This window comes from Streptomyces sp. NA02950, assembly GCF_013364155.1.
In the GTDB taxonomy this organism is placed as follows: Bacteria; Actinomycetota; Actinomycetes; order Streptomycetales; family Streptomycetaceae; genus Streptomyces.
In genome coordinates this window covers 2,508,338-2,525,575 of the sequence record NZ_CP054916.1, presented here as the reverse complement: position 1 = coordinate 2,525,575, position 17,238 = coordinate 2,508,338, and the positions used below count along the sequence as shown (strand labels likewise).

Annotated in this window: 18 protein-coding genes; 14 read left to right on the top strand and 4 right to left on the bottom strand. The window is 70.9% G+C overall.

Going from position 1 to position 17,238, the window contains the following annotated elements:
* Window positions 1-346: 346 nt before the first annotated feature.
* Entirely contained in the window at window positions 347-649 is a 303-nt protein-coding gene (locus HUT19_RS10570; protein WP_014175864.1) for a DUF4193 domain-containing protein, read from the top strand.
* Entirely contained in the window at window positions 568-1,371 is an 804-nt protein-coding gene (locus HUT19_RS10565; protein WP_254886147.1) for a hypothetical protein, read from the top strand. The genes HUT19_RS10570 and HUT19_RS10565 overlap by 82 nt, the downstream gene beginning before the upstream one ends.
* Window positions 1,372-1,434: 63 nt before the next feature.
* Here HUT19_RS10565 and HUT19_RS10560 read toward each other — a convergent pair whose 3' ends face one another.
* A complete protein-coding gene (locus tag HUT19_RS10560; protein WP_176180219.1) occupies window positions 1,435-1,887 on the bottom strand; it encodes a DUF3093 domain-containing protein in 453 nt (150 codons plus the stop codon).
* A gap of 59 nt (window positions 1,888-1,946) precedes the next feature.
* On the opposite strand from HUT19_RS10560, the gene HUT19_RS10555 reads away from it, so the two are divergent.
* From HUT19_RS10555 to HUT19_RS10500, 12 genes are all read left to right on the top strand, one after another.
* On the top strand, window positions 1,947-2,528 hold the full coding sequence (locus HUT19_RS10555; protein ID WP_176180218.1) for a PaaI family thioesterase: 582 nt from the start codon (window positions 1,947-1,949) through the stop codon (window positions 2,526-2,528).
* The gene (gene dut / locus HUT19_RS10550; protein WP_176180217.1) at window positions 2,525-3,040 is read left to right on the top strand and encodes a dUTP diphosphatase; all 516 of its coding nucleotides are present in this window, start codon (window positions 2,525-2,527) and stop codon (window positions 3,038-3,040) included. Before HUT19_RS10555 ends, dut begins: the two co-directional genes overlap by 4 nt.
* A 1-nt stretch (window position 3,041) precedes the next feature.
* Window positions 3,042-3,818 (top strand): DUF3710 domain-containing protein, encoded by a 777-nt coding sequence (locus HUT19_RS10545; protein ID WP_176180216.1) that lies wholly within the window; start codon window positions 3,042-3,044, stop codon window positions 3,816-3,818.
* Between the two features lie 180 nt (window positions 3,819-3,998).
* Window positions 3,999-4,457, top strand: coding sequence for a hypothetical protein (locus HUT19_RS10540; protein WP_176180215.1), 459 nt, complete (start codon window positions 3,999-4,001; stop codon window positions 4,455-4,457).
* 304 nt (window positions 4,458-4,761) lie between these two features.
* A complete protein-coding gene (kdpF, locus tag HUT19_RS10535; RefSeq protein WP_176180214.1) occupies window positions 4,762-4,851 on the top strand; it encodes a K(+)-transporting ATPase subunit F in 90 nt (29 codons plus the stop codon).
* A gap of 10 nt (window positions 4,852-4,861) precedes the next feature.
* On the top strand, window positions 4,862-6,547 hold the full coding sequence (kdpA, locus tag HUT19_RS10530) for a potassium-transporting ATPase subunit KdpA (RefSeq protein ID WP_176180213.1): 1,686 nt from the start codon (window positions 4,862-4,864) through the stop codon (window positions 6,545-6,547).
* Window positions 6,544-8,664, top strand: coding sequence for a potassium-transporting ATPase subunit KdpB (gene kdpB, locus HUT19_RS10525; RefSeq protein WP_176180212.1), 2,121 nt, complete (start codon window positions 6,544-6,546; stop codon window positions 8,662-8,664). Before kdpA ends, kdpB begins: the two co-directional genes overlap by 4 nt.
* Window positions 8,665-8,673: 9 nt before the next feature.
* The gene (kdpC, locus tag HUT19_RS10520) at window positions 8,674-9,330 is read left to right on the top strand and encodes a potassium-transporting ATPase subunit KdpC (RefSeq protein ID WP_176180211.1); all 657 of its coding nucleotides are present in this window, start codon (window positions 8,674-8,676) and stop codon (window positions 9,328-9,330) included.
* A 29-nt stretch (window positions 9,331-9,359) separates the two neighbouring features.
* Entirely contained in the window at window positions 9,360-11,933 is a 2,574-nt protein-coding gene (locus tag HUT19_RS10515; RefSeq protein ID WP_176180210.1) for a sensor histidine kinase KdpD, read from the top strand.
* 73 nt (window positions 11,934-12,006) lie between these two features.
* Window positions 12,007-12,690: a response regulator gene (locus HUT19_RS10510; protein WP_176180209.1), complete on the top strand. Its 684-nt coding sequence runs from the start codon at window positions 12,007-12,009 to the stop codon at window positions 12,688-12,690.
* Window positions 12,691-12,880: 190 nt separating this feature from the next.
* Window positions 12,881-13,291, top strand: coding sequence for an OB-fold nucleic acid binding domain-containing protein (locus HUT19_RS10505; protein WP_176180208.1), 411 nt, complete (start codon window positions 12,881-12,883; stop codon window positions 13,289-13,291).
* Between the two features lie 3 nt (window positions 13,292-13,294).
* Entirely contained in the window at window positions 13,295-14,119 is an 825-nt protein-coding gene (locus HUT19_RS10500) for a DUF3159 domain-containing protein (protein ID WP_176180207.1), read from the top strand.
* 91 nt (window positions 14,120-14,210) lie between these two features.
* Here HUT19_RS10500 and HUT19_RS10495 read toward each other — a convergent pair whose 3' ends face one another.
* From HUT19_RS10495 to HUT19_RS10485, 3 genes are all read right to left on the bottom strand, one after another.
* Entirely contained in the window at window positions 14,211-15,251 is a 1,041-nt protein-coding gene (locus HUT19_RS10495) for an IS30 family transposase (RefSeq protein ID WP_176186644.1), read from the bottom strand.
* A gap of 458 nt (window positions 15,252-15,709) precedes the next feature.
* Window positions 15,710-16,390: a TrkA family potassium uptake protein gene (locus HUT19_RS10490; protein WP_176180206.1), complete on the bottom strand. Its 681-nt coding sequence runs from the start codon at window positions 16,388-16,390 to the stop codon at window positions 15,710-15,712.
* An 88-nt stretch (window positions 16,391-16,478) separates the two neighbouring features.
* Complete coding sequence (locus tag HUT19_RS10485; protein WP_176180205.1) at window positions 16,479-17,147, bottom strand: TrkA family potassium uptake protein; 669 nt, start codon at window positions 17,145-17,147, stop codon at window positions 16,479-16,481.
* Window positions 17,148-17,238: the final 91 nt, after the last annotated feature.

Below are 17,238 nucleotides of genomic sequence, written 5' to 3'. Positions count from 1 at the left end.
TGATCCGACCCACACCTGTATGGTGTGTGATCGATCACATGGGCGATTTTCAAGCCATATACTCTGCGTGATCGTCACGGTTGACGGAAAGCCGGGAAAATCCGGGTTTTCAGGGACCGTGATCACGGGAAGTACACGTCATGGCGCATGCGAGTGCGACTGTCGGACCGTGTACGGTCCCGATGGCCATCCAACCCGATCACCTCTTCAGGGGTGCGGTTGGGTGTCGATTGAGTAACAGACCTTGATGTGAGGCAAAATCTCCGCCTCGGGTCGGGCACAAGTCCGGCCTCTCACGCGTTACGTGCGCTGGAGACACCGCAGACACCCAGAGGGGGAGAGCGACATGGCAACGGATTACGACACCCCACGCAAGACCGACGATGACGTCAACGAGGACAGCATCGAGGAACTGAAGGCCCGGCGGAACGACAAGTCCGCCTCGACCGTCGACGTGGACGAGTTCGAGCAGGCCGAAGGCCTCGAACTGCCCGGCGCGGACCTCTCGAACGAGGAGCTGTCCGTTCGAGTGCTGCCCCGTCAGGCGGACGAGTTCACCTGCATGAGCTGCTTCCTCGTGCACCACCGCAGCCAGCTGGCCAACGAGACCAAGAACGGCCAGCCGATCTGCCGCGACTGCGCGGCCTGAACCACGGCGCAGGCGTGGACGCGGAGCACGGCGGCGTGACCGAGGCGCACCCCGAGCGAGGCCGGACGGCCTCGCTCGCGAGCGCCCTGGGCCGTGGCGTGCGCAAAGGCGGCGAGCGTGCGAGAGCGGGGGTTCACGCGGTCGCCGACCGGATCATCGCGAACGCTCCACGGATCCCGGTCCGGGACCTGGAGACACTGCGCAAGCAGTTCCCCGGGCTCGGCCCGGAGGAGATCGCGGACAAGCTGGTGGCCGGTGCCGCGCACGGCACCTCCACCGTGGGCGCGGGTGTCGGCGCAGCGGCCATGCTGCCCGTCCCGCCCGCCATGCCCACCGAACTGGCCGCGGAGATCATCGGCGTGGCCTCCATAGAGATCAAGCTCATCGCCGAGCTGCACGAGGTCTACGGACTGCGGGCACCCGGCGGAGTGCGCCAGCGCGCCACCGCCTATCTCGGGGCGTGGGCCGACGAGCGCGGGATCGACGTCACCGTCCCGGCCACCGTCAACGCCGCGCTGGGCGTCCAGATGAAGCGCGAGCTGCGGCAGCAGGTGCTCAAGCGCAGCTTCCGGAATCTGCCGGTGCTGGCCCCCTTCATGGTGGGCGCGACCGTCGGGGCCGCCATGAACCGGCGCGACACCAAGAAGCTCGCGCGCAAGGTCCGCAAGGACCTGCGCACCAAGCAGATCCCCTGGAGCGATCTGGTCCCCCTGGCCGAATGAGCCTCCGGCGGCGCCCACGGCGTTGTCCCCCAGCGCCCGGGCCCAGCCCCTGGGGAGCGGCTGCTACGAGGCGTCCGAGCGCACCGCCGCCAGAGCGGCCGCCAGAGCCTCCGGATTCCGGGTCGACACATACACGTACGGCGTCGGGTCCCGCGGATCGGTGACCTCCACCCGCAGCGCGGTGGGGATGTAGCTGCGCAGCAGCATGAACGCCCGCGGATCGGCCTTGTAGGTGCGCCAGGCGCGCGCCTCCTCCGCGTCCAGCACCTCGGTGGCCCCCAGTGCCGACACCGGGACCTTCGCCTCTCCCGCCACCAGCGAGCCCGCCACCACCCGCACCCGCGCCGAGCCGTACGAACTCACCCCGACCGCGGTCAGCGCCGCGCCGCCGATCAGACCGCCGAGCATCGGCAGCGTGCCGAACGGCAGCATGATCAGCCCCATGGCGACCCCGGCCATCAGGGCGATGAACCACCAGGAACGGGGCGCGGTCAGGCGTTCGTCGTAAGGCTGCATGCCTATCAGCTTGGCACGGCCGCCGGTTCCGGCTGTCCGCGCGGGTAAGGTCAGCCGTTGTGAGTGGAACAACGACAGCGCTGAAGCCGCCGGAGGGCGCCAGAGCACCCGTGCGCCACCCCGACGCGCCCGCGCCCGGGGAGCTTCTCGACGCCCACAACGACCAGTGCTTCGGCTGCGGCGACCAGGTGAACGGTCTGCGCCTGCGGGCCCGCGCCGGCGAGGGCGTCGGCGTCACCGCCGAGTTCGAGGTGCGCCCCGCCGGCCAGGGAGCGCCGGGCCTGGCCCACGGCGGGCTGCTGAGCGCGGCGCTGGACGAGACGCTGGGGGCGCTCAACTGGATGCAGCGGGTGATCGCGGTGACCGGGCGGCTGGAGACCGACTTCGTCCGTCCCGTACCCGTGGGCGCCGTGCTGCACCTGGAGGCGCGGGTGACCGCCGTGCACGGCCGCAAGATCTACTGCACGGCCACCGGCCGGGTGGACGCCCCCGACGGCCCCGTCGCCGTCCGCGCGGACGCCCTCTTCATCGAGGTGCGGGTCGACCACTTCATCAAGAACGGCCGGTCGGCGGAGATCGACGCCGCGCTCGCCGACCCGGACCAGGCGAAGCTGGCGCGGGTGTGCGAGGTGAACCCGTGAGTCCGAAGCCGGTCGAGGTGCTGATCCGCCGGGTCGATCCCGAGGTGCCGCTCCCCGGGTACGCCCACCCCGGCGACGCGGGCGCCGATCTGGTCACCACACAGGCCGCGGAGCTCGCCCCCGGGGAGCGCACGGTTCTGCCCACCGGAGTGTCTATCGCGCTTCCGGAGGGGTATGCCGCCTTTGTGCATCCGAGGTCCGGACTGGCCGCCCGCTGTGGCATCGCCATGGTGAATGCCCCGGGGACCATCGATGCCGGGTACCGTGGAGAGATCAAGGTGATCGTGGTCAATCTCGATCCGCGCGAGAGCGTGCGGTTCGAGCGCTTCGACCGGATCGCCCAATTGGTCGTCCAGCAGGTCGAGAAGGTGCGCTTCCACGAGGTGGCGGAGCTTCCCGGGTCGGCGCGGGCCGAAGGGGGCTTCGGGTCCACCGGCGGCCACGCCGCCGTGGACGGCACAAAGGGTGGGAATGGATACGCTTCGGTCGGTTCCGACCGGGAAGGACGATGACGTGTTCGGACGTCGCCGCAAGCGCAGCAAGGAGGACGTCGAGGCGCTCGACGTGGCCTCCGAGGAGTTGGCCGAGGACGCGGAGGACGCGGAGGACCCCTCCGAGGCGGTGGAGGCCGCCCGGGTGAGCCTGCCGCCCGCGCCGCGCCCCGAGGGCCCGTGGGACGTATCCGAGGTGCGTGAGCCCGCCGAGGGCCGGGTGGACCTGGGCGGCCTGTTCGTCCCCGGTGTCGAGGGCATGGAGCTGCGGGTGGAGGTCGCGGGGGACGCGATCGTCGCCGCGACCGTGGTGCTGCGGGACAGCGCCGTGCAGCTCCAGGCGTTCGCCGCGCCCAAGAAGGAAGGCATCTGGGCCGAGGTCCGGGATGAGATCGCCACCGGCATCACCCAGCAGGGTGGCGTGGTGGACGAGGTCGAGGGACCGCTCGGCTGGGAGCTGCGCGCGCAGGTGCCGGTGCAGCTGCCGGACGGGAAGAACGGCGTGCAGGTGGTCCGCTTCATCGGTGTCGACGGGCCGCGCTGGTTCCTGCGCGGAGTGATCTCCGGGCAGGGCGCGGTGCAGCCCGAGACCGGCAGTCTGCTGGAGGCGATCTTCCAGGACACGGTGGTGGTGCGCGGCGAGGGCCCGATGGCCCCGCGCGATCCGATCGTGCTCAAGCTGCCGGACGACGCGCAGATGGTGCCCGACGGGGTGCAGCAGGAGGAGGCGCAGGGCTCGCGGTTCGCGGGCGGCGCCGACCGTCTCCAGCGCGGCCCGGAGATCAGCGAGGTCCGCTGAGACTCCTCCCGCGCGTACTCCCGCGCCGACGGAAAGCCAGGTCCGAAGGGGCCCGGGGCGATGTCCCCGGGCCCCTTCGGCATTTTCCCGGGGGCATTGAACAGAGCTGCCCCACGGGCCGTATCCCTGGGCGTGAGACCTCCCCGGCCCTCCCCGGTTCGACCCCGACGAGGTGATGAGATGGCGCACAGCCTTCCGTTACGGCTCCGTAGGCGCATCGTCGCCGCCGCTGCCATCGGTGGTGTCACCTGTGTGTCCGTCGTGGCCGGAGCCGCGCTGGCGGACCTGTCGGATCCGTCGGGCCGGAGCGACGCCACTGCGTCGGCCGGAGCCGCGTCCCGGATCAGCTGTCCCGCCGTCTCCGGTTCGCTCCCCGAGGTCCCGGCGGGCGCCAGGGCCGAGGTGGACCGCAATCTCGCGCTGCTGGACGCCCAGCTCGCCGAGGCCAGCTCGCGGCTGGCCGACTCCCCGGGCAAGGGCGGCCCGGACCCGGACTTCGTCCGGGACGCCGTGCTGGGTCCGCTGAAGGACCAGCGCAGCTCGACGATCGAGCGCATCGCCCTCTCCATCTCCCGCCAGGGCGTGACCGCCCCCTCCGGTCTCGGCGCCTTGGCGGGCTGCTCGCTCGGATCAGGCTGAGCCCTTGGCGTAAGGCTTGGCCTGATGTGAGCGTTCACGGGTGGGCCGTACTCTTCTCTGCGGAGTACGGCCCACCGCTTTTCGCAGGTGGGAGCGGTCGGCGTCAGGGATGCGTCAAAAGGGCGCCAATGGCCGTAAGGGAGCCGTCAACGGGCGTCGCCGGGTGCCCTGGGCGGGGGTTTGCTCTAGGGGTCCGTTCGTATCCGAGCCCCTAGGAGCCCACGATGGCCGACCTGGCCTTCGTCGTCGCCACGATCGCGGTTTTCGCGGTGGTGGCCGTCGTCGCCAGAGGGGTGACGAAGCTGTGACCGCCGAGAACGTCGCCGGCCTGGTCGTGGCCGTCGCCCTGCTGGGTTATCTGGTCCTCGCGCTGATCTTCCCGGAGAGGTTCTGAGGTCCCGCCCATGAGCCCCGAACTCGCCGGGGTGCTCCAGCTGGCCGCGCTGATCGGCGCGCTCGCCCTGGTGTACCGACCGCTCGGCGACCACATGGCCGCCGTCTACAGCTCCGACAAGCATCTGCGTCCCGAGAAGTGGATCTACCGCTGCATCGGAGCCAACCCGTCCACCCAGATGCGCTGGCCCGCCTATCTGCGCGGAGTCCTCGCGTTCTCGCTGGTGGGTGTTCTCTTCCTGTACCTGATGCAGCGCGTCCAGGGCGGCCTGCCGCTCTCGCTCGGCTTCACGCCGATCAGCCCGCACCAGGCGTTCAACACCGCCGCGTCCTTCGTCGCCAACACCAACTGGCAGTCGTACGCGGGTGAGCAGTCCATGGGGCACGCCGTCCAGACGGCCGGACTCGCGGTGCAGAACTTCGTCTCCGCCGCCGTCGGCATGGCCGTGGCCGTCGCGCTGGTCCGGGGCTTCGCCCGCTCGCGCACCGGTGAGCTCGGCAACTTCTGGGCCGACCTGGTGCGCGGCACCGTGCGCATCCTGATCCCGCTCGCGGTGGTGGGCGCGCTGGTGCTGGTCGCCTGCGGCGCCGTCCAGAACTTCGCGGGCATCCACGAGGTCGGGCAGCTCACCGGCGGCAGCCGGCAGATGAACGGCGGCGCCGTGGCCTCGCAGGAGGCCATCAAGGAGCTGGGCACCAACGGCGGCGGCTTCTTCAACGCCAACTCCGCCCACCCCTTCGAGAACCCGAGCGGCTTCACCAACCTCTTCGAGATCTTCCTGATCCTGGTCATCCCCTTCGCGCTGACCCGCACCTTCGGCAAGCTGGTGGGCAACCTCCGGCAGGGCTACGCGATCCTCGCCGCGATGGGCCTGATCTGGCTCGGCTTCACGGCGCTGATGATGTGGACCGAGTTCCACCACGGCGGCGCGGCCCTCCAGGAGGCGGGCGGCGCGATGGAGGGCAAGGAGCAGCGGTTCGGCGTCGGCGCGTCCGCGATCTTCGCCACCAGTACCACGCTGACGTCGACCGGCGCCGTGGACTCCTTCCACTCCTCCTTCACCGGCTTCGGCGGCGGGCTGACGATGCTGGGCATGATGCTCGGCGAGATCGCCCCCGGCGGTGTGGGCTCGGGCCTCTACGGCATGCTGATCATGGCGATCATCGCGGTGTTCATCGCGGGCCTCATGGTCGGCCGCACCCCCGAGTACCTCGGGAAGAAGATCGGCTCTCGTGAGATCAAGCTCGCGGCCTGCTACATCCTGATCACCCCGACGCTGGTGCTCGGCTTCACCGCCGTGTCGATGGCGCTGGCCACCCCGCCGGACTCGATCCTCAACACCGCCGGGGACTCGGTGCACCGCAGCGGCGCCCACGGCTTCTCCGAGGTGCTCTACGCCTTCACCTCCGGCGCCAACAACAACGGCTCCGCCTTCGCCGGGCTCAACGCGAACACCGAGTGGTACAACACCACGATCGGCCTGGCCATCCTGCTCGGCCGCTTCCTCCCCATGGTCTTCGTCCTGGCGCTGGCCGGCTCGCTGGCCGAGCAGAAGCCCGTCCCCGAGACCGCGGGGACCCTGCGTACCGAGAAGCCGCTCTTCGCGGGGCTGCTGGTCGGGGCGATCCTCATCATCACCGGTCTGACCTACTTCCCGGCCCTGGCCCTTGGCCCGATGGCGGAGGGACTCTCATGAGCACAGCCACCACTCCCGCACGCACCGCACCCGAGGGCGGGCGCCCGCACGGCCCCGAGGGCTCCGGCGGGCGGGTCTCGGGCGGCCTGTTCGACCCTCAGCAGCTGGTGACGTCGCTGCCGGACGCCTTCCGCAAGCTGGACCCGCGGATCATGGCGAAGTCCCCGGTGATGTTCGTGGTCGAGATCGGCTCGGTGCTCACCACCGTGCTCGCCGTCCTCGACCCCGGCGACTGGTTCGGCTGGGCCATCACCGCCTGGCTGTGGCTGACCGTGGTCTTCGCCAACCTGGCCGAGGCCGTGGCCGAGGGCCGCGGCAAGGCGCAGGCCGACACCCTGCGCAAGGCCAAGACCGACACCGTGGCGCGTCGGCTGACCGGCTCCGCCGAGGAGCGCGTGCCCGGCACCGAACTGCGCATCGGCGATCTGGTGGTCTGCGAGGCGGGCGACATCATCCCGGGTGACGGCGACGTCGTCGAGGGTGTGGCGTCCGTGGACGAGTCCGCCATCACCGGTGAATCGGCCCCGGTCATCCGGGAGTCCGGCGGCGACCGGTCCGCGGTCACCGGCGGCACCAAGGTGCTGTCCGACCGCATCGTCATCAAGATCACCACCAAACCGGGCGAGACCTTCATCGACCGGATGATCAACCTCGTCGAGGGCGCCGCCCGGCAGAAGACCCCGAACGAGATCGCGCTGAACATCCTGCTCGCCTCGCTCACCATCGTCTTCCTGCTGGCGGTGGTGACCCTCCAGCCGTTCGCGATCCACGCGGGCGCCGAGCAGACGATGATCGTGCTCACCGCGCTGCTGGTCTGCCTCATCCCGACCACCATCGGGGCGCTGCTCTCGGCCATCGGCATCGCGGGCATGGACCGGCTGGTCCAGCGCAATGTGCTGGCCATGTCCGGCCGCGCGGTCGAGGCGGCAGGCGATGTGTCCACCCTGCTCCTCGACAAGACCGGCACCATCACCCTCGGCAACCGGCAGGCGGCGGAGTTCGTCCCGGTTGCCGGGGTGTCCGAGGCGGAGCTCGCCGACGCGGCCCAGCTGTCCTCGCTGGCCGACGAGACCCCTGAAGGCCGCTCGATCGTGGTCCTCGCCAAGGAGCGCTACGGGCTGCGGGCGCGGGACGAGGGCGAGCTGGGCCACGCTGCCTCTTTGATGTTTGTGCCCTTCACCGCCCAGACCCGGATGTCCGGCGTCGACCTGGACGGCATCAAGGTGCGCAAGGGCGCCGCGGGCGCCATCGTCGCCTGGGTCGGGCAGCGCGGCGGGAAGGTCTCCTCCGACGCGCAGGAGAAGGTCGACGCGATATCGGCGGCCGGTGGCACCCCGCTGCTGGTCGCGGTCGAGGACGCCGACGGACCGCGGGTGCTCGGCGTGATCCACCTCAAGGACGTGGTCAAGGAGGGCATGCGGGAGCGGTTCGACGAACTGCGCCGGATGGGCATCAAGACCGTGATGATCACCGGGGACAACCCGCTGACCGCGAAGGCCATCGCCGACGAGGCGGGCGTGGACGACTTCCTGGCGGAGGCCACGCCCGAGGACAAGATGGCGCTCATCAAGCGGGAGCAGGCGGGCGGCAAGCTGGTCGCGATGACCGGCGACGGCACCAACGACGCCCCCGCGCTGGCCCAGGCCGACGTCGGCGTCGCCATGAACACCGGTACCTCGGCCGCCAAGGAGGCCGGGAACATGGTGGACCTGGACTCCAACCCGACCAAGCTGATCGAGATCGTGGAGATCGGCAAGCAGCTGCTCATCACCCGCGGCGCGCTGACCACCTTCTCGATCGCCAACGACGTCGCCAAGTACTTCGCGATCATCCCCGCGATGTTCGGCGCGGTGGCGGGCTACGAGGGCCTGGACACGCTCAACATCATGGGGCTGTCCTCGGCCCAGTCGGCCATCCTCTCGGCGGTGATCTTCAACGCGCTGATCATCGTGGCGCTGGTGCCGCTCGCCCTGAAGGGCGTGCGCTACCGCCCCATGAGCGCCGACCGGATGCTCCGCCGCAACCTGGGCCGGTACGGCCTCGGCGGCCTGATCGCCCCGTTCATCGGGATCAAACTCATCGACCTGCTCATCTCCCTCATCCCCGGGATCGGGTGACCCACCACCATGACCTCCATGAACAGCTCGGTCCGCGGCACGGCGCGGCTGATCGGCGCGGGTCTGCGCGCGCTGCTGGCGCTCACCGTCGTCTGCGGGGTGCTCTACCCCCTCGCGGTCACCGGGATCGCCCAGGCCGCCTTCCACGACCAGGCCAACGGCTCCGAGGTGACGTCCGGCGGCCGGGTCGTCGGCTCCGAACTCATCGGCCAGCGCTTCGACCTCGACACGAAGGACGAGGACGGCAATCCGCTGCCGGACCCGCGCTACTTCCAGCCCCGGCCGTCCGCGGCGGGCACCAACGCCTACAACACCCAGTACTCGATCACCGTCTCCGGCGCGTCCAACCTCGCCGCCGACAGCAAGGTGCTGAGGCAGACCGTCATCGACCGCCGGAAGCAGGTGGCCCGCTTCAACGACGTCGCCCCGTCCCGGGTGCCGGTGGACGCGCTCACCGCCTCCGGTTCCGGCCTCGACCCGGACATCTCCCCGGCCTATGCCAAGCTCCAGGTCAACCGGGTCGCCAAGGCCAACGGATTGGCGGGGGACGAGGTCGCCCGGCTGGTGAAGAAGCACACCGGCGGCCGTCAGCTCGGCTTCCTCGGTGAGCCGCGGGTCAACGTGCTGAGGCTGAACATCGCGCTGACCCGGCTCACTCAGCGCTGAGAACGCGGAACAGCGAGGAAAATAGGGTCATGGGACGCGGCAAGCTACGGATCTACCTCGGTGCGGCCCCCGGAGTCGGCAAGACCTACGCCATGCTCTCGGAGGGCCACCGCCGGGTCGAACGCGGCACCGACCTCGTGGTCGGCTTCGTCGAGCACCACGGCCGCCGTCGCACCGAGGTGATGATGCACGGGCTGGAGGCGGTGCCCCGCCGGGAGCTGGATTACCGGGGCGCCGTCTTCACCGAGATGGACGTGGACGCGGTGCTCGCCCGCCGCCCCGCCGTCGCCCTCGTCGACGAGCTCGCCCACACCAACGTCCCCGGCTCCCGCAACACCAAGCGCTGGCAGGACGTCGAGGAGCTGCTGCGGGCGGGCATCGACGTCGTCTCCACTGTCAACATCCAGCACCTGGAGTCGCTGGGCGACGTGGTGGAGTCGATAACGGGCGTCCGGCAGCGGGAGACCGTGCCCGACGAAGTGGTGCGCCGCGCCGACCAGATCGAGTTGGTCGACATGTCGCCCCAGGCCCTGCGTCGCCGGATGGCGCACGGCAACATCTACGCCCCCGACAAGGTCGACGCGGCGCTGTCCAACTACTTCCGGCCCGGGAACCTGACCGCGCTGCGCGAGCTGGCCCTGCTGTGGACCGCCGACCGGGTCGACGAGTACCTCCAGCAGTACCGCTCCGAGCACAGCATCCGCACCACCTGGCAGGCGCGCGAGCGCATCGTCGTCGGCCTCACCGGCGGCCCCGAGGGGCGGACGCTGATCCGCCGGGCGGCCCGGATGGCGGCCAAGGGCTCCGGCAGCGAGATCCTCGCCGTCTACATCGCCCGCAGCGACGGGCTGACCTCCGCCTCCCCCAAGGAGCTGGCGGTCCAGCGCACCCTGGTCGAGGACCTGGGCGGAACCTTCCACCACGTCATAGGGGAGGACGTCCCCGGGGCGCTGCTGGAGTTCGCCCGCGGGGTCAACGCCACCCAGATCGTGCTCGGTTCCAGCCGCCGCAAGGCGTGGCAGTACATCTTCGGACCCGGGGTGGGCGCCACCGTCGCCCGCGACTCCGGACCCGACCTCGACGTCCACATCGTCACCCACGGCGAGGTCGCCAAGGGCCGCGGACTGCCCGTGGCGCGCGGCGCCCGGCTCGGCCGCTCCCGCCTGATCGCGGGCTGGGTGGTGGGAGTGGCCGGACCGGCGCTGCTCACCCTGCTGCTCACCGGCACCGGCGCCACCCTCGCCTCCGACGGCGGACCCGGCTTCGCCAACGAGGTGCTGCTCTTCCTCTTCCTCAACGTGCTGGCGGCGCTGCTCGGCGGGATGCTGCCCGCCCTCGCCTCGGCGGCCGTCGGATCACTGCTGCTGAACTACTACTTCACCCCGCCCACCCACACCCTCACCATCGCCGACCCCGAGAACATCGTCGCCATAGCGATCTTCGTGGCGGTGGCGGTCAGCGTCGCCTCGGTCGTCGACCTCGCCGCGCGCCGCACCCACCAGGCCGCCCGGCTGCGCGCCGAGTCCGAGGTGCTGTCCTTCCTCGCGGGCAGTGTGCTGCGCGGTGAGACCAGCCTGGAGGCGCTGCTGGAGCGGGTCCGCGAGACCTTCGGCATGGACACGGTGGCGCTGCTGGAGCGGGAGAGCGATGTCGCCTCCTGGACCTGCGCGGGCAGCGTCGGCGCCGCCGGGGGAGCGGGGCCGCCCGAGCGGCCCGAGGACGCGGACGTGGACATGCCGGTCGGCGACCACATGGCGCTCGCGCTCTGCGGCCGGGTACTGCCCGCCGAGGACCGCCGGGTGCTCGCCGCCTTCGCCGCCCAGGCCGCCGTCGTCCTCGACCGGCAGCGGCTGACCGTCGAGGCCGAGCGGGCCAACGAGCTGGCCGAGGGCAACCGGATACGGACCGCCCTGCTGGCCGCCGTCAGCCACGATCTGCGCACCCCGCTCGCGGCCATCAAGGCGGCCGTCAGCTCCCTGCGCTCAGACGACGTCGCCTGGTCCGAGGAGGACGAGGCCGAGCTGCTGGAGGGCATCGAGGACGGCGCCGACCGGCTCGACCACCTGGTGGGGAACCTGCTGGACATGTCCCGGCTCCAGACCGGCACCGTCACCCCCCTCATCCGCGAGATCGACCTCGACGAGGTGGTGCCGATGGCGCTCGGCGGCGTCCCGGACGCCAGCGTCACCCTCGACATCCCCGAGGAGCTGCCGATGGTCGCCGTCGACCCCGGGCTGCTGGAGCGCAGCGTCGCCAACATCGTGGAGAACGCCGTGAAGTACAGCCCGCCGGACTCGCCCGTGCTGGTCTCGGCCAGCGCGCTGGGCGAACGGGTCGAGCTGCGCGTCGCCGACCGCGGCCCCGGAGTGCCCGACACCGCCAAGGATCGGATCTTCGAGCCCTTCCAGCGGTACGGTGACGCCCCGCGCACCGCCGGGGTCGGCCTCGGGCTCGCCGTGGCCCGCGGCTTCGCCGAGACGATGGGCGGCCGGCTGGCCGCCGAGGACACCCCGGGCGGCGGGATGACCATGGTGCTCACCCTGCGGGCCGCCCCCGGCCGCCCACCGGTCCGCCCCGACCTCCCGGCGCGGGCGATTTCCTGACCGGCTCCCCGGAGCCGTGCGGGGGGGGCGGCCCGAGGAGGCGGACGACACCAGAGATCGGAAGGCAGACCAGATGAACCGGGTGCTCGTGGTGGACGACGAGCCGCAGATCGTACGCGCCCTCGTGATCAACCTGAAGGCGCGCAAGTACGAGGTGGACGCCGCGTCGGACGGCGCGACCGCCCTGCGGCTCGCCGCCACCCGCCATCCCGACGTGGTCGTGCTCGACCTCGGACTGCCGGACATGGACGGCGTGGAAGTGATCAAGGGGCTGCGCGGCTGGACCCGGGTACCGATCCTGGTGCTCTCCGCCCGCCAGACCTCCGACGAGAAGGTCGAGGCCCTGGACGCGGGGGCGGACGACTACGTCACCAAGCCCTTCGGCATGGACGAGCTGCTCGCCCGGCTGCGCGCAGCCGTCCGCCGCGCCGAGCCCACCGTGCAGTCGGAGGACCGGGTGACCGTGGAGACCGAGGCGTTCTCGGTCGACCTGGCGGCCAAGAAGGCCCACCGCGACGGCCGCGACGTCCGGCTGACGCCCACCGAATGGCATCTGCTGGAGGTGCTGGTGCGCAACCCCGGCCGTCTGGTCAGCCAGAAGCAGCTGCTCCAGGAGGTCTGGGGCCCCTCCTACGGCACCGAGACCAACTACCTGCGGGTCTACATGGCCCAGCTGCGCCGCAAGCTGGAGGTGGACCCCTCCCATCCGCGGCACTTCATCACGGAGCCGGGGATGGGCTACCGCTTCGAGCGGTGATCTGCGGGCCGGGGTGTGCGGCCGGGGGTCCGGGGGTTGCCCCCGGGGGGATGCAGCATCACGGAGCCGGGGATGGGCTACCGCTTCGAGCGGTGACCGGCTCGCGCGGCGATCGGTTCGAGCGCTGATCGGTTCGTGCGGTGCGTGACAAGACGGGGTTGCGGTGGAGACTCACCGGTACGCTGGCCGTATGAGTTCCGTACGCCAGCCCTCCGAGAAGGGTGACAAGCCGGTCGGCCGCTTTCGGCGGATGCTCGACCGGCTGTCGAGTTCCGAGGAGGAGCTTCACTCCGCAGAGCTCCAGCAGGACGCGGAGGCCGCGGGCTGCACCAAGATCGGTGAATGCGGCGACCGGCAGATCGTGAAGGTGACGGGTACGCTGCGCACCGTCACACTGCGACCGAGGGCCGGAGTGCCCGCACTGGAGGCGGAGCTCTTCGACGGCACCGCCGCGCTGGACGTGGTGTGGCTGGGCCGTCGCTCCATCATCGGCATAGAACCGGGCCGCAAGCTGATCGCCTCCGGCCGGATCTCCATGAGTCACGGGCGCCGGGTGCTGTTCAATCCGAAGTACGAACTCCGACCGCTCGGACAGGAGTAGCCGGTGACGTCAGACGACAAGCCGACCCCCACCGATGACCAGGACGCCGCCGCGAAGAGCAGGGCGGCGGCCGACACCGCGCTCCTCGAGGCGTTCGGCGGCGTACGGGGCATGGTGGACACCACCGTCCCCGGCCTGGTCTTCGTTCTGCTCTACACCATCAAGCGCGACATCCATCTCGCCGCCATCGCCGCGCTCGGTCTGACCGTGCTGCTGGCGCTGGCCCGGCTGGCGCGCAAGGAGACCCTGAAGCACGCCTTCAGCGGGGTCTTCGGGGTCGCGTTCGGTGCGATCTTCGCCATGATGTCCGGCGACGCCAAGAACTTCTATCTGCCGGGCATGCTCTACACCCTCGGCCTGGCGGTCGCCTACGTCCTGTCGGCGATCTTCCGCTATCCGCTGATCGGTGTGCTGCTCGGGCCGATGCTCAAGGAGAACCTCTCCTGGCGCACCCGCAATCCGGGCCGTCTCCGCGCCTACACCAAGGCCACCTGGGCGTGGGGGCTGATCCTGCTGGCCAAGTCGGCGATCCTCTTCCCGCTCTACTGGTGGGGGGACGCCACCCAGCTGGGCTGGGTCAAGGTGGCGCTGGGCATTCCGCCGTTCCTGCTCTGCGTCTATCTGACCTGGATCTTCCTGGCGAAGGCCCCACCGCCGATCGATGTCATCGCGGAGATGGAGGCCGAGGAGAAGGCCGAGCGGGAGCGCCGGCGCGCCCGGGCCGAGACCGAGCGGGTCACCGACCCGCTGCTCGCGGAGTGGACCGACCAGATCGTGAGCGAGGCCCGCGGTGAGTCGGCCGACCGTCAGCCGCCCCGCTTCCCCTGACGCGGCCGCCCGCCGACGGCGGACGACGCGACGACGAGGGCCCCGGGAACCGAAGCTTGGATTCAAGGGGTCGTCGCAACACCACTTGGTTTCAGGTGGTGAGTAGATCACGTAGACGCTCGGCTGGGGTATCCCAGCCGAGCGTCTTGCGTGGGCGGCCGTTGAGTTCCTGGGCGACGTGTTCGAGGTCTTCGGGACTGTGGACGCTGAGGTCGGTGCCTTTCGGGAAGTACTGGCGCAGGAGGCCGTTGGTGTTCTCGTTCGAGCCGCGTTGCCAGGGGCTGGCGGGGTCGCAGAAGTAGACGGGCATGCCGGTGGCCATGCTGAACTGCTTGTGGCGTGCCATCTCGCTGCCCTGGTCCCAGGTGAGGGAGCCGCGCAGGTGGGCGGGCAGGGTCTGGATCGTGGCAACGAGGCCGTCGCGGACGGTCTCGGCGTCGTGGGCCCCGCCCGGCAGATGGACCAGCAGGGTGTAACGGGTGCTGCGCTCGACCAGGGTGGCGATCGCGGAGCGCCCGCCCGCGCCGATGATCAGGTCGCCTTCCCAGTGACCGGGCACGGCCCGGTCCTCGACGTCGGCGGGACGGTCGCTGATCATCACCATCGGGTCGATGAACCGGGGCGTGCGCCGCTGGGAGTCCCGGCGCGGTTTGCGGCGGGTCCGGCCGGAACGGATGGCGGCCTGCACTTCCCGCTTCAGGCCGCCGCGGGCCTGGAAATACAGTGCCTGGTAGACCGTCTCCACGCTCACCCGCATGCTCTCGTCGTCGGGATGCTCTCTCCGTAGAGCGTGGCAGATCTGTGCCGGTGACCACCGCTGGCGCAGTCCGTCCCGGACGAAGCGGCGCAGCCGTCCCTCGCGCAGCAGTTTGCGCTCCTTGGGCCGGGGTCTGCGCGCTGCCGCTGCCCGGTGGGCGGCGTAGGGCTGGTAGCCCTCGCTGCCCGAGTTCGCGTCGATCTCCCGCTTGATGGTGCTCGCCGGCCGTCCCAGGACCCGTCCGATCGCCCTCAGCGACTGCCCCGCCGCGCGCAGATCGCGGATCTTCTCGCGCTCGGCGAGCGCTAGGAACCGCGGGTGAAGCTGCTTCTCCAGGGCCGTCAGGCCCACCGGTGCCGTGGTCACACCGCACATCGTGACGGTCCCGGTGCTGTAGTCGACACGGCGGCCGTCAGCGTAAGTGCGCGTGGTGCCGGTCTTCTTGACGCCCCAGTCCCAGTCCTTGGCCGTGCGCTCGTTCACCCCGACCTGCAGGGCCGCCACCCGACGTGCGACACCGGCGGCCCGAAGCCGCTCGTACTCGTCGCGCCCGGGGTGCCGCCGAGGCAGGCGCACCGAGGTCCGTCCGGCCTTTCGGGCCCAGCCGAAGGCAGTGTTCCGGTTCACCCCCAGCTCACGCGCCACCACGGTCACGTTCCCCACGGCATCCAGCCGCGCAAGGAAACGCTCCCTCAACCCCGCAAGATCATCCCGTCCAACGGCCACGGTCCTCGCAACTCCCACAGATCGCGGGTGTTGCGAGGACCGTTAGAACCCAAGAAGAGGTTCCCGGGGCCCTCGCCCGTGTCGCGGCCCGGGGCTCAGCCGCCCCCTCACGGACCGGGGCTCGGCTCCCGGCGGACCGACAGCAGGTCCTCCAGCTGCTCCTCACGTGCCTGCGCAGCGACGAACAGCAGCTCGTCGCCCGCCTCCAGGACATCGTCCTTGTTCGGGGTCAGCACACGGGTGCCGCGGATGATGGTGACCAGGGTGGTGTCCTCCGGCCACTCCACATCGCCGACCCGGGTCCCGGCCAGGGCCGCCTCCGGCGGCAGCGTCAGCTCGACCAGGTTGGCGTCGCCGTGGCTGAAGCGCAGCAGCCGCACCAGGTCGCCGACGCTCACCGCCTCCTCGACCAGTGCCGACATCAGCCGCGGGGTGGAGACGGCGACATCGACGCCCCACGCCTCGTTGAACAGCCACTCGTTCTTGGGGTTGTTCACCCGGGCGACCACCCGGGGCACCCCGTACTCGGTCTTGGCGAGCAGCGAGACGACCAGGTTCACCTTGTCGTCCCCGGTCGCCGCGATGACCACATTGCAGCGCTGGAGCGCGGCCTCGTCCAGCGAGGTGATCTCGCAGGCGTCGGCGAGCAGCCACTCGGCCTGCGGCACCCGCTCCACCGAGATGGCGGTGGGCGCCTTGTCGATGAGGAGCACCTCGTGGCCGTTCTCCAGCAGCTCGCCCGCGATGGAGCGCCCCACGGCGCCCGCTCCGGCAATGGCGACCCTCACGGCGCCTCCTCGTTCGCTTCTCCGCCCGCACGGCGCACCGGTGCGGCTTTCGCAGTCGGATGCGGCCCGGCGGCCGTACGTGTGACGCTCACCGGTTCCGCTCCTCGGGGCCCTCGTCGAAGGCCGCCTCGACCTTCTCGACCTCGTCGGTGCGCATCATCACATGGACGAGGTCGCCCTCCTGGAGCACCGTCTGGGAGGTCGGCAGGATGGCCTCGCCGAGCCGGGTCAGGAACGCCACCCGCACCCCGGTCTCCTCCTGGAGCTTGCTGACCTTGTGCCCGACCCAGGCGGGGGAGGTGTGCACCTCGGCCAGCTGCACGCCACCGCTGGGGTCGCGCCACAGCGGCTCCGCGCCGGACGGCAGCAGCCGCCGCAGCATCTGGTCGGCGGTCCACCGGACGGTGGCCACGGTGGGGATGCCCAGACGCTGGTAGACCTCGGCACGGCGGGGATCGTAGATCCGGGCCGCCACGTTCTCCACGCCGAACATCTCACGGGCCACCCGGGCCGCGATGATGTTGGAGTTGTCGCCGCTGCTGACGGCGGCGAAGGCCCCGGCCTCCTCGATGCCCGCTTCGCGCAGGGTGTCCTGGTCGAAGCCGACGCCGGTCACCCGGCGCCCGCCGAACCCCGCGCCGAGGCGGCGGAAGGCGGTGGGGTCCTGGTCGACGACCGCGACCGTGTGCCCCTGCTGCTCCAGGGTCTGGGCGAGTGCGGAGCCCACCCGGCCGCAGCCCATGATCACGATATGCATGCGTCCTACCCCGCACTCCTGATGACCGTGCTGACCTGCGCAAACACCCTGCTCACATCTTCCTTCCAGGACCTACGGGGCAACAGTGGGG

Coding starts and splice junctions, on each gene's coding strand:
- HUT19_RS10570 (WP_014175864.1), top strand. CDS start 347: ATGGCAACGGATTACGACACCCCACGCAAGACCGACGATGACGTCAAC.
- HUT19_RS10560 (WP_176180219.1), bottom strand. CDS start 1,887: ATGCAGCCTTACGACGAACGCCTGACCGCGCCCCGTTCCTGGTGGTTC.
- HUT19_RS10540 (WP_176180215.1), top strand. CDS start 3,999: ATGGCGCACAGCCTTCCGTTACGGCTCCGTAGGCGCATCGTCGCCGCC.
- kdpA (WP_176180213.1), top strand. CDS start 4,862: ATGAGCCCCGAACTCGCCGGGGTGCTCCAGCTGGCCGCGCTGATCGGC.
- kdpB (WP_176180212.1), top strand. CDS start 6,544: ATGAGCACAGCCACCACTCCCGCACGCACCGCACCCGAGGGCGGGCGC.
- kdpC (WP_176180211.1), top strand. CDS start 8,674: ATGACCTCCATGAACAGCTCGGTCCGCGGCACGGCGCGGCTGATCGGC.
- HUT19_RS10515 (WP_176180210.1), top strand. CDS start 9,360: ATGGGACGCGGCAAGCTACGGATCTACCTCGGTGCGGCCCCCGGAGTC.
- HUT19_RS10510 (WP_176180209.1), top strand. CDS start 12,007: ATGAACCGGGTGCTCGTGGTGGACGACGAGCCGCAGATCGTACGCGCC.
- HUT19_RS10505 (WP_176180208.1), top strand. CDS start 12,881: ATGAGTTCCGTACGCCAGCCCTCCGAGAAGGGTGACAAGCCGGTCGGC.
- HUT19_RS10495 (WP_176186644.1), bottom strand. CDS start 15,251: ATGTGCGGTGTGACCACGGCACCGGTGGGCCTGACGGCCCTGGAGAAG.
- HUT19_RS10485 (WP_176180205.1), bottom strand. CDS start 17,147: ATGCATATCGTGATCATGGGCTGCGGCCGGGTGGGCTCCGCACTCGCC.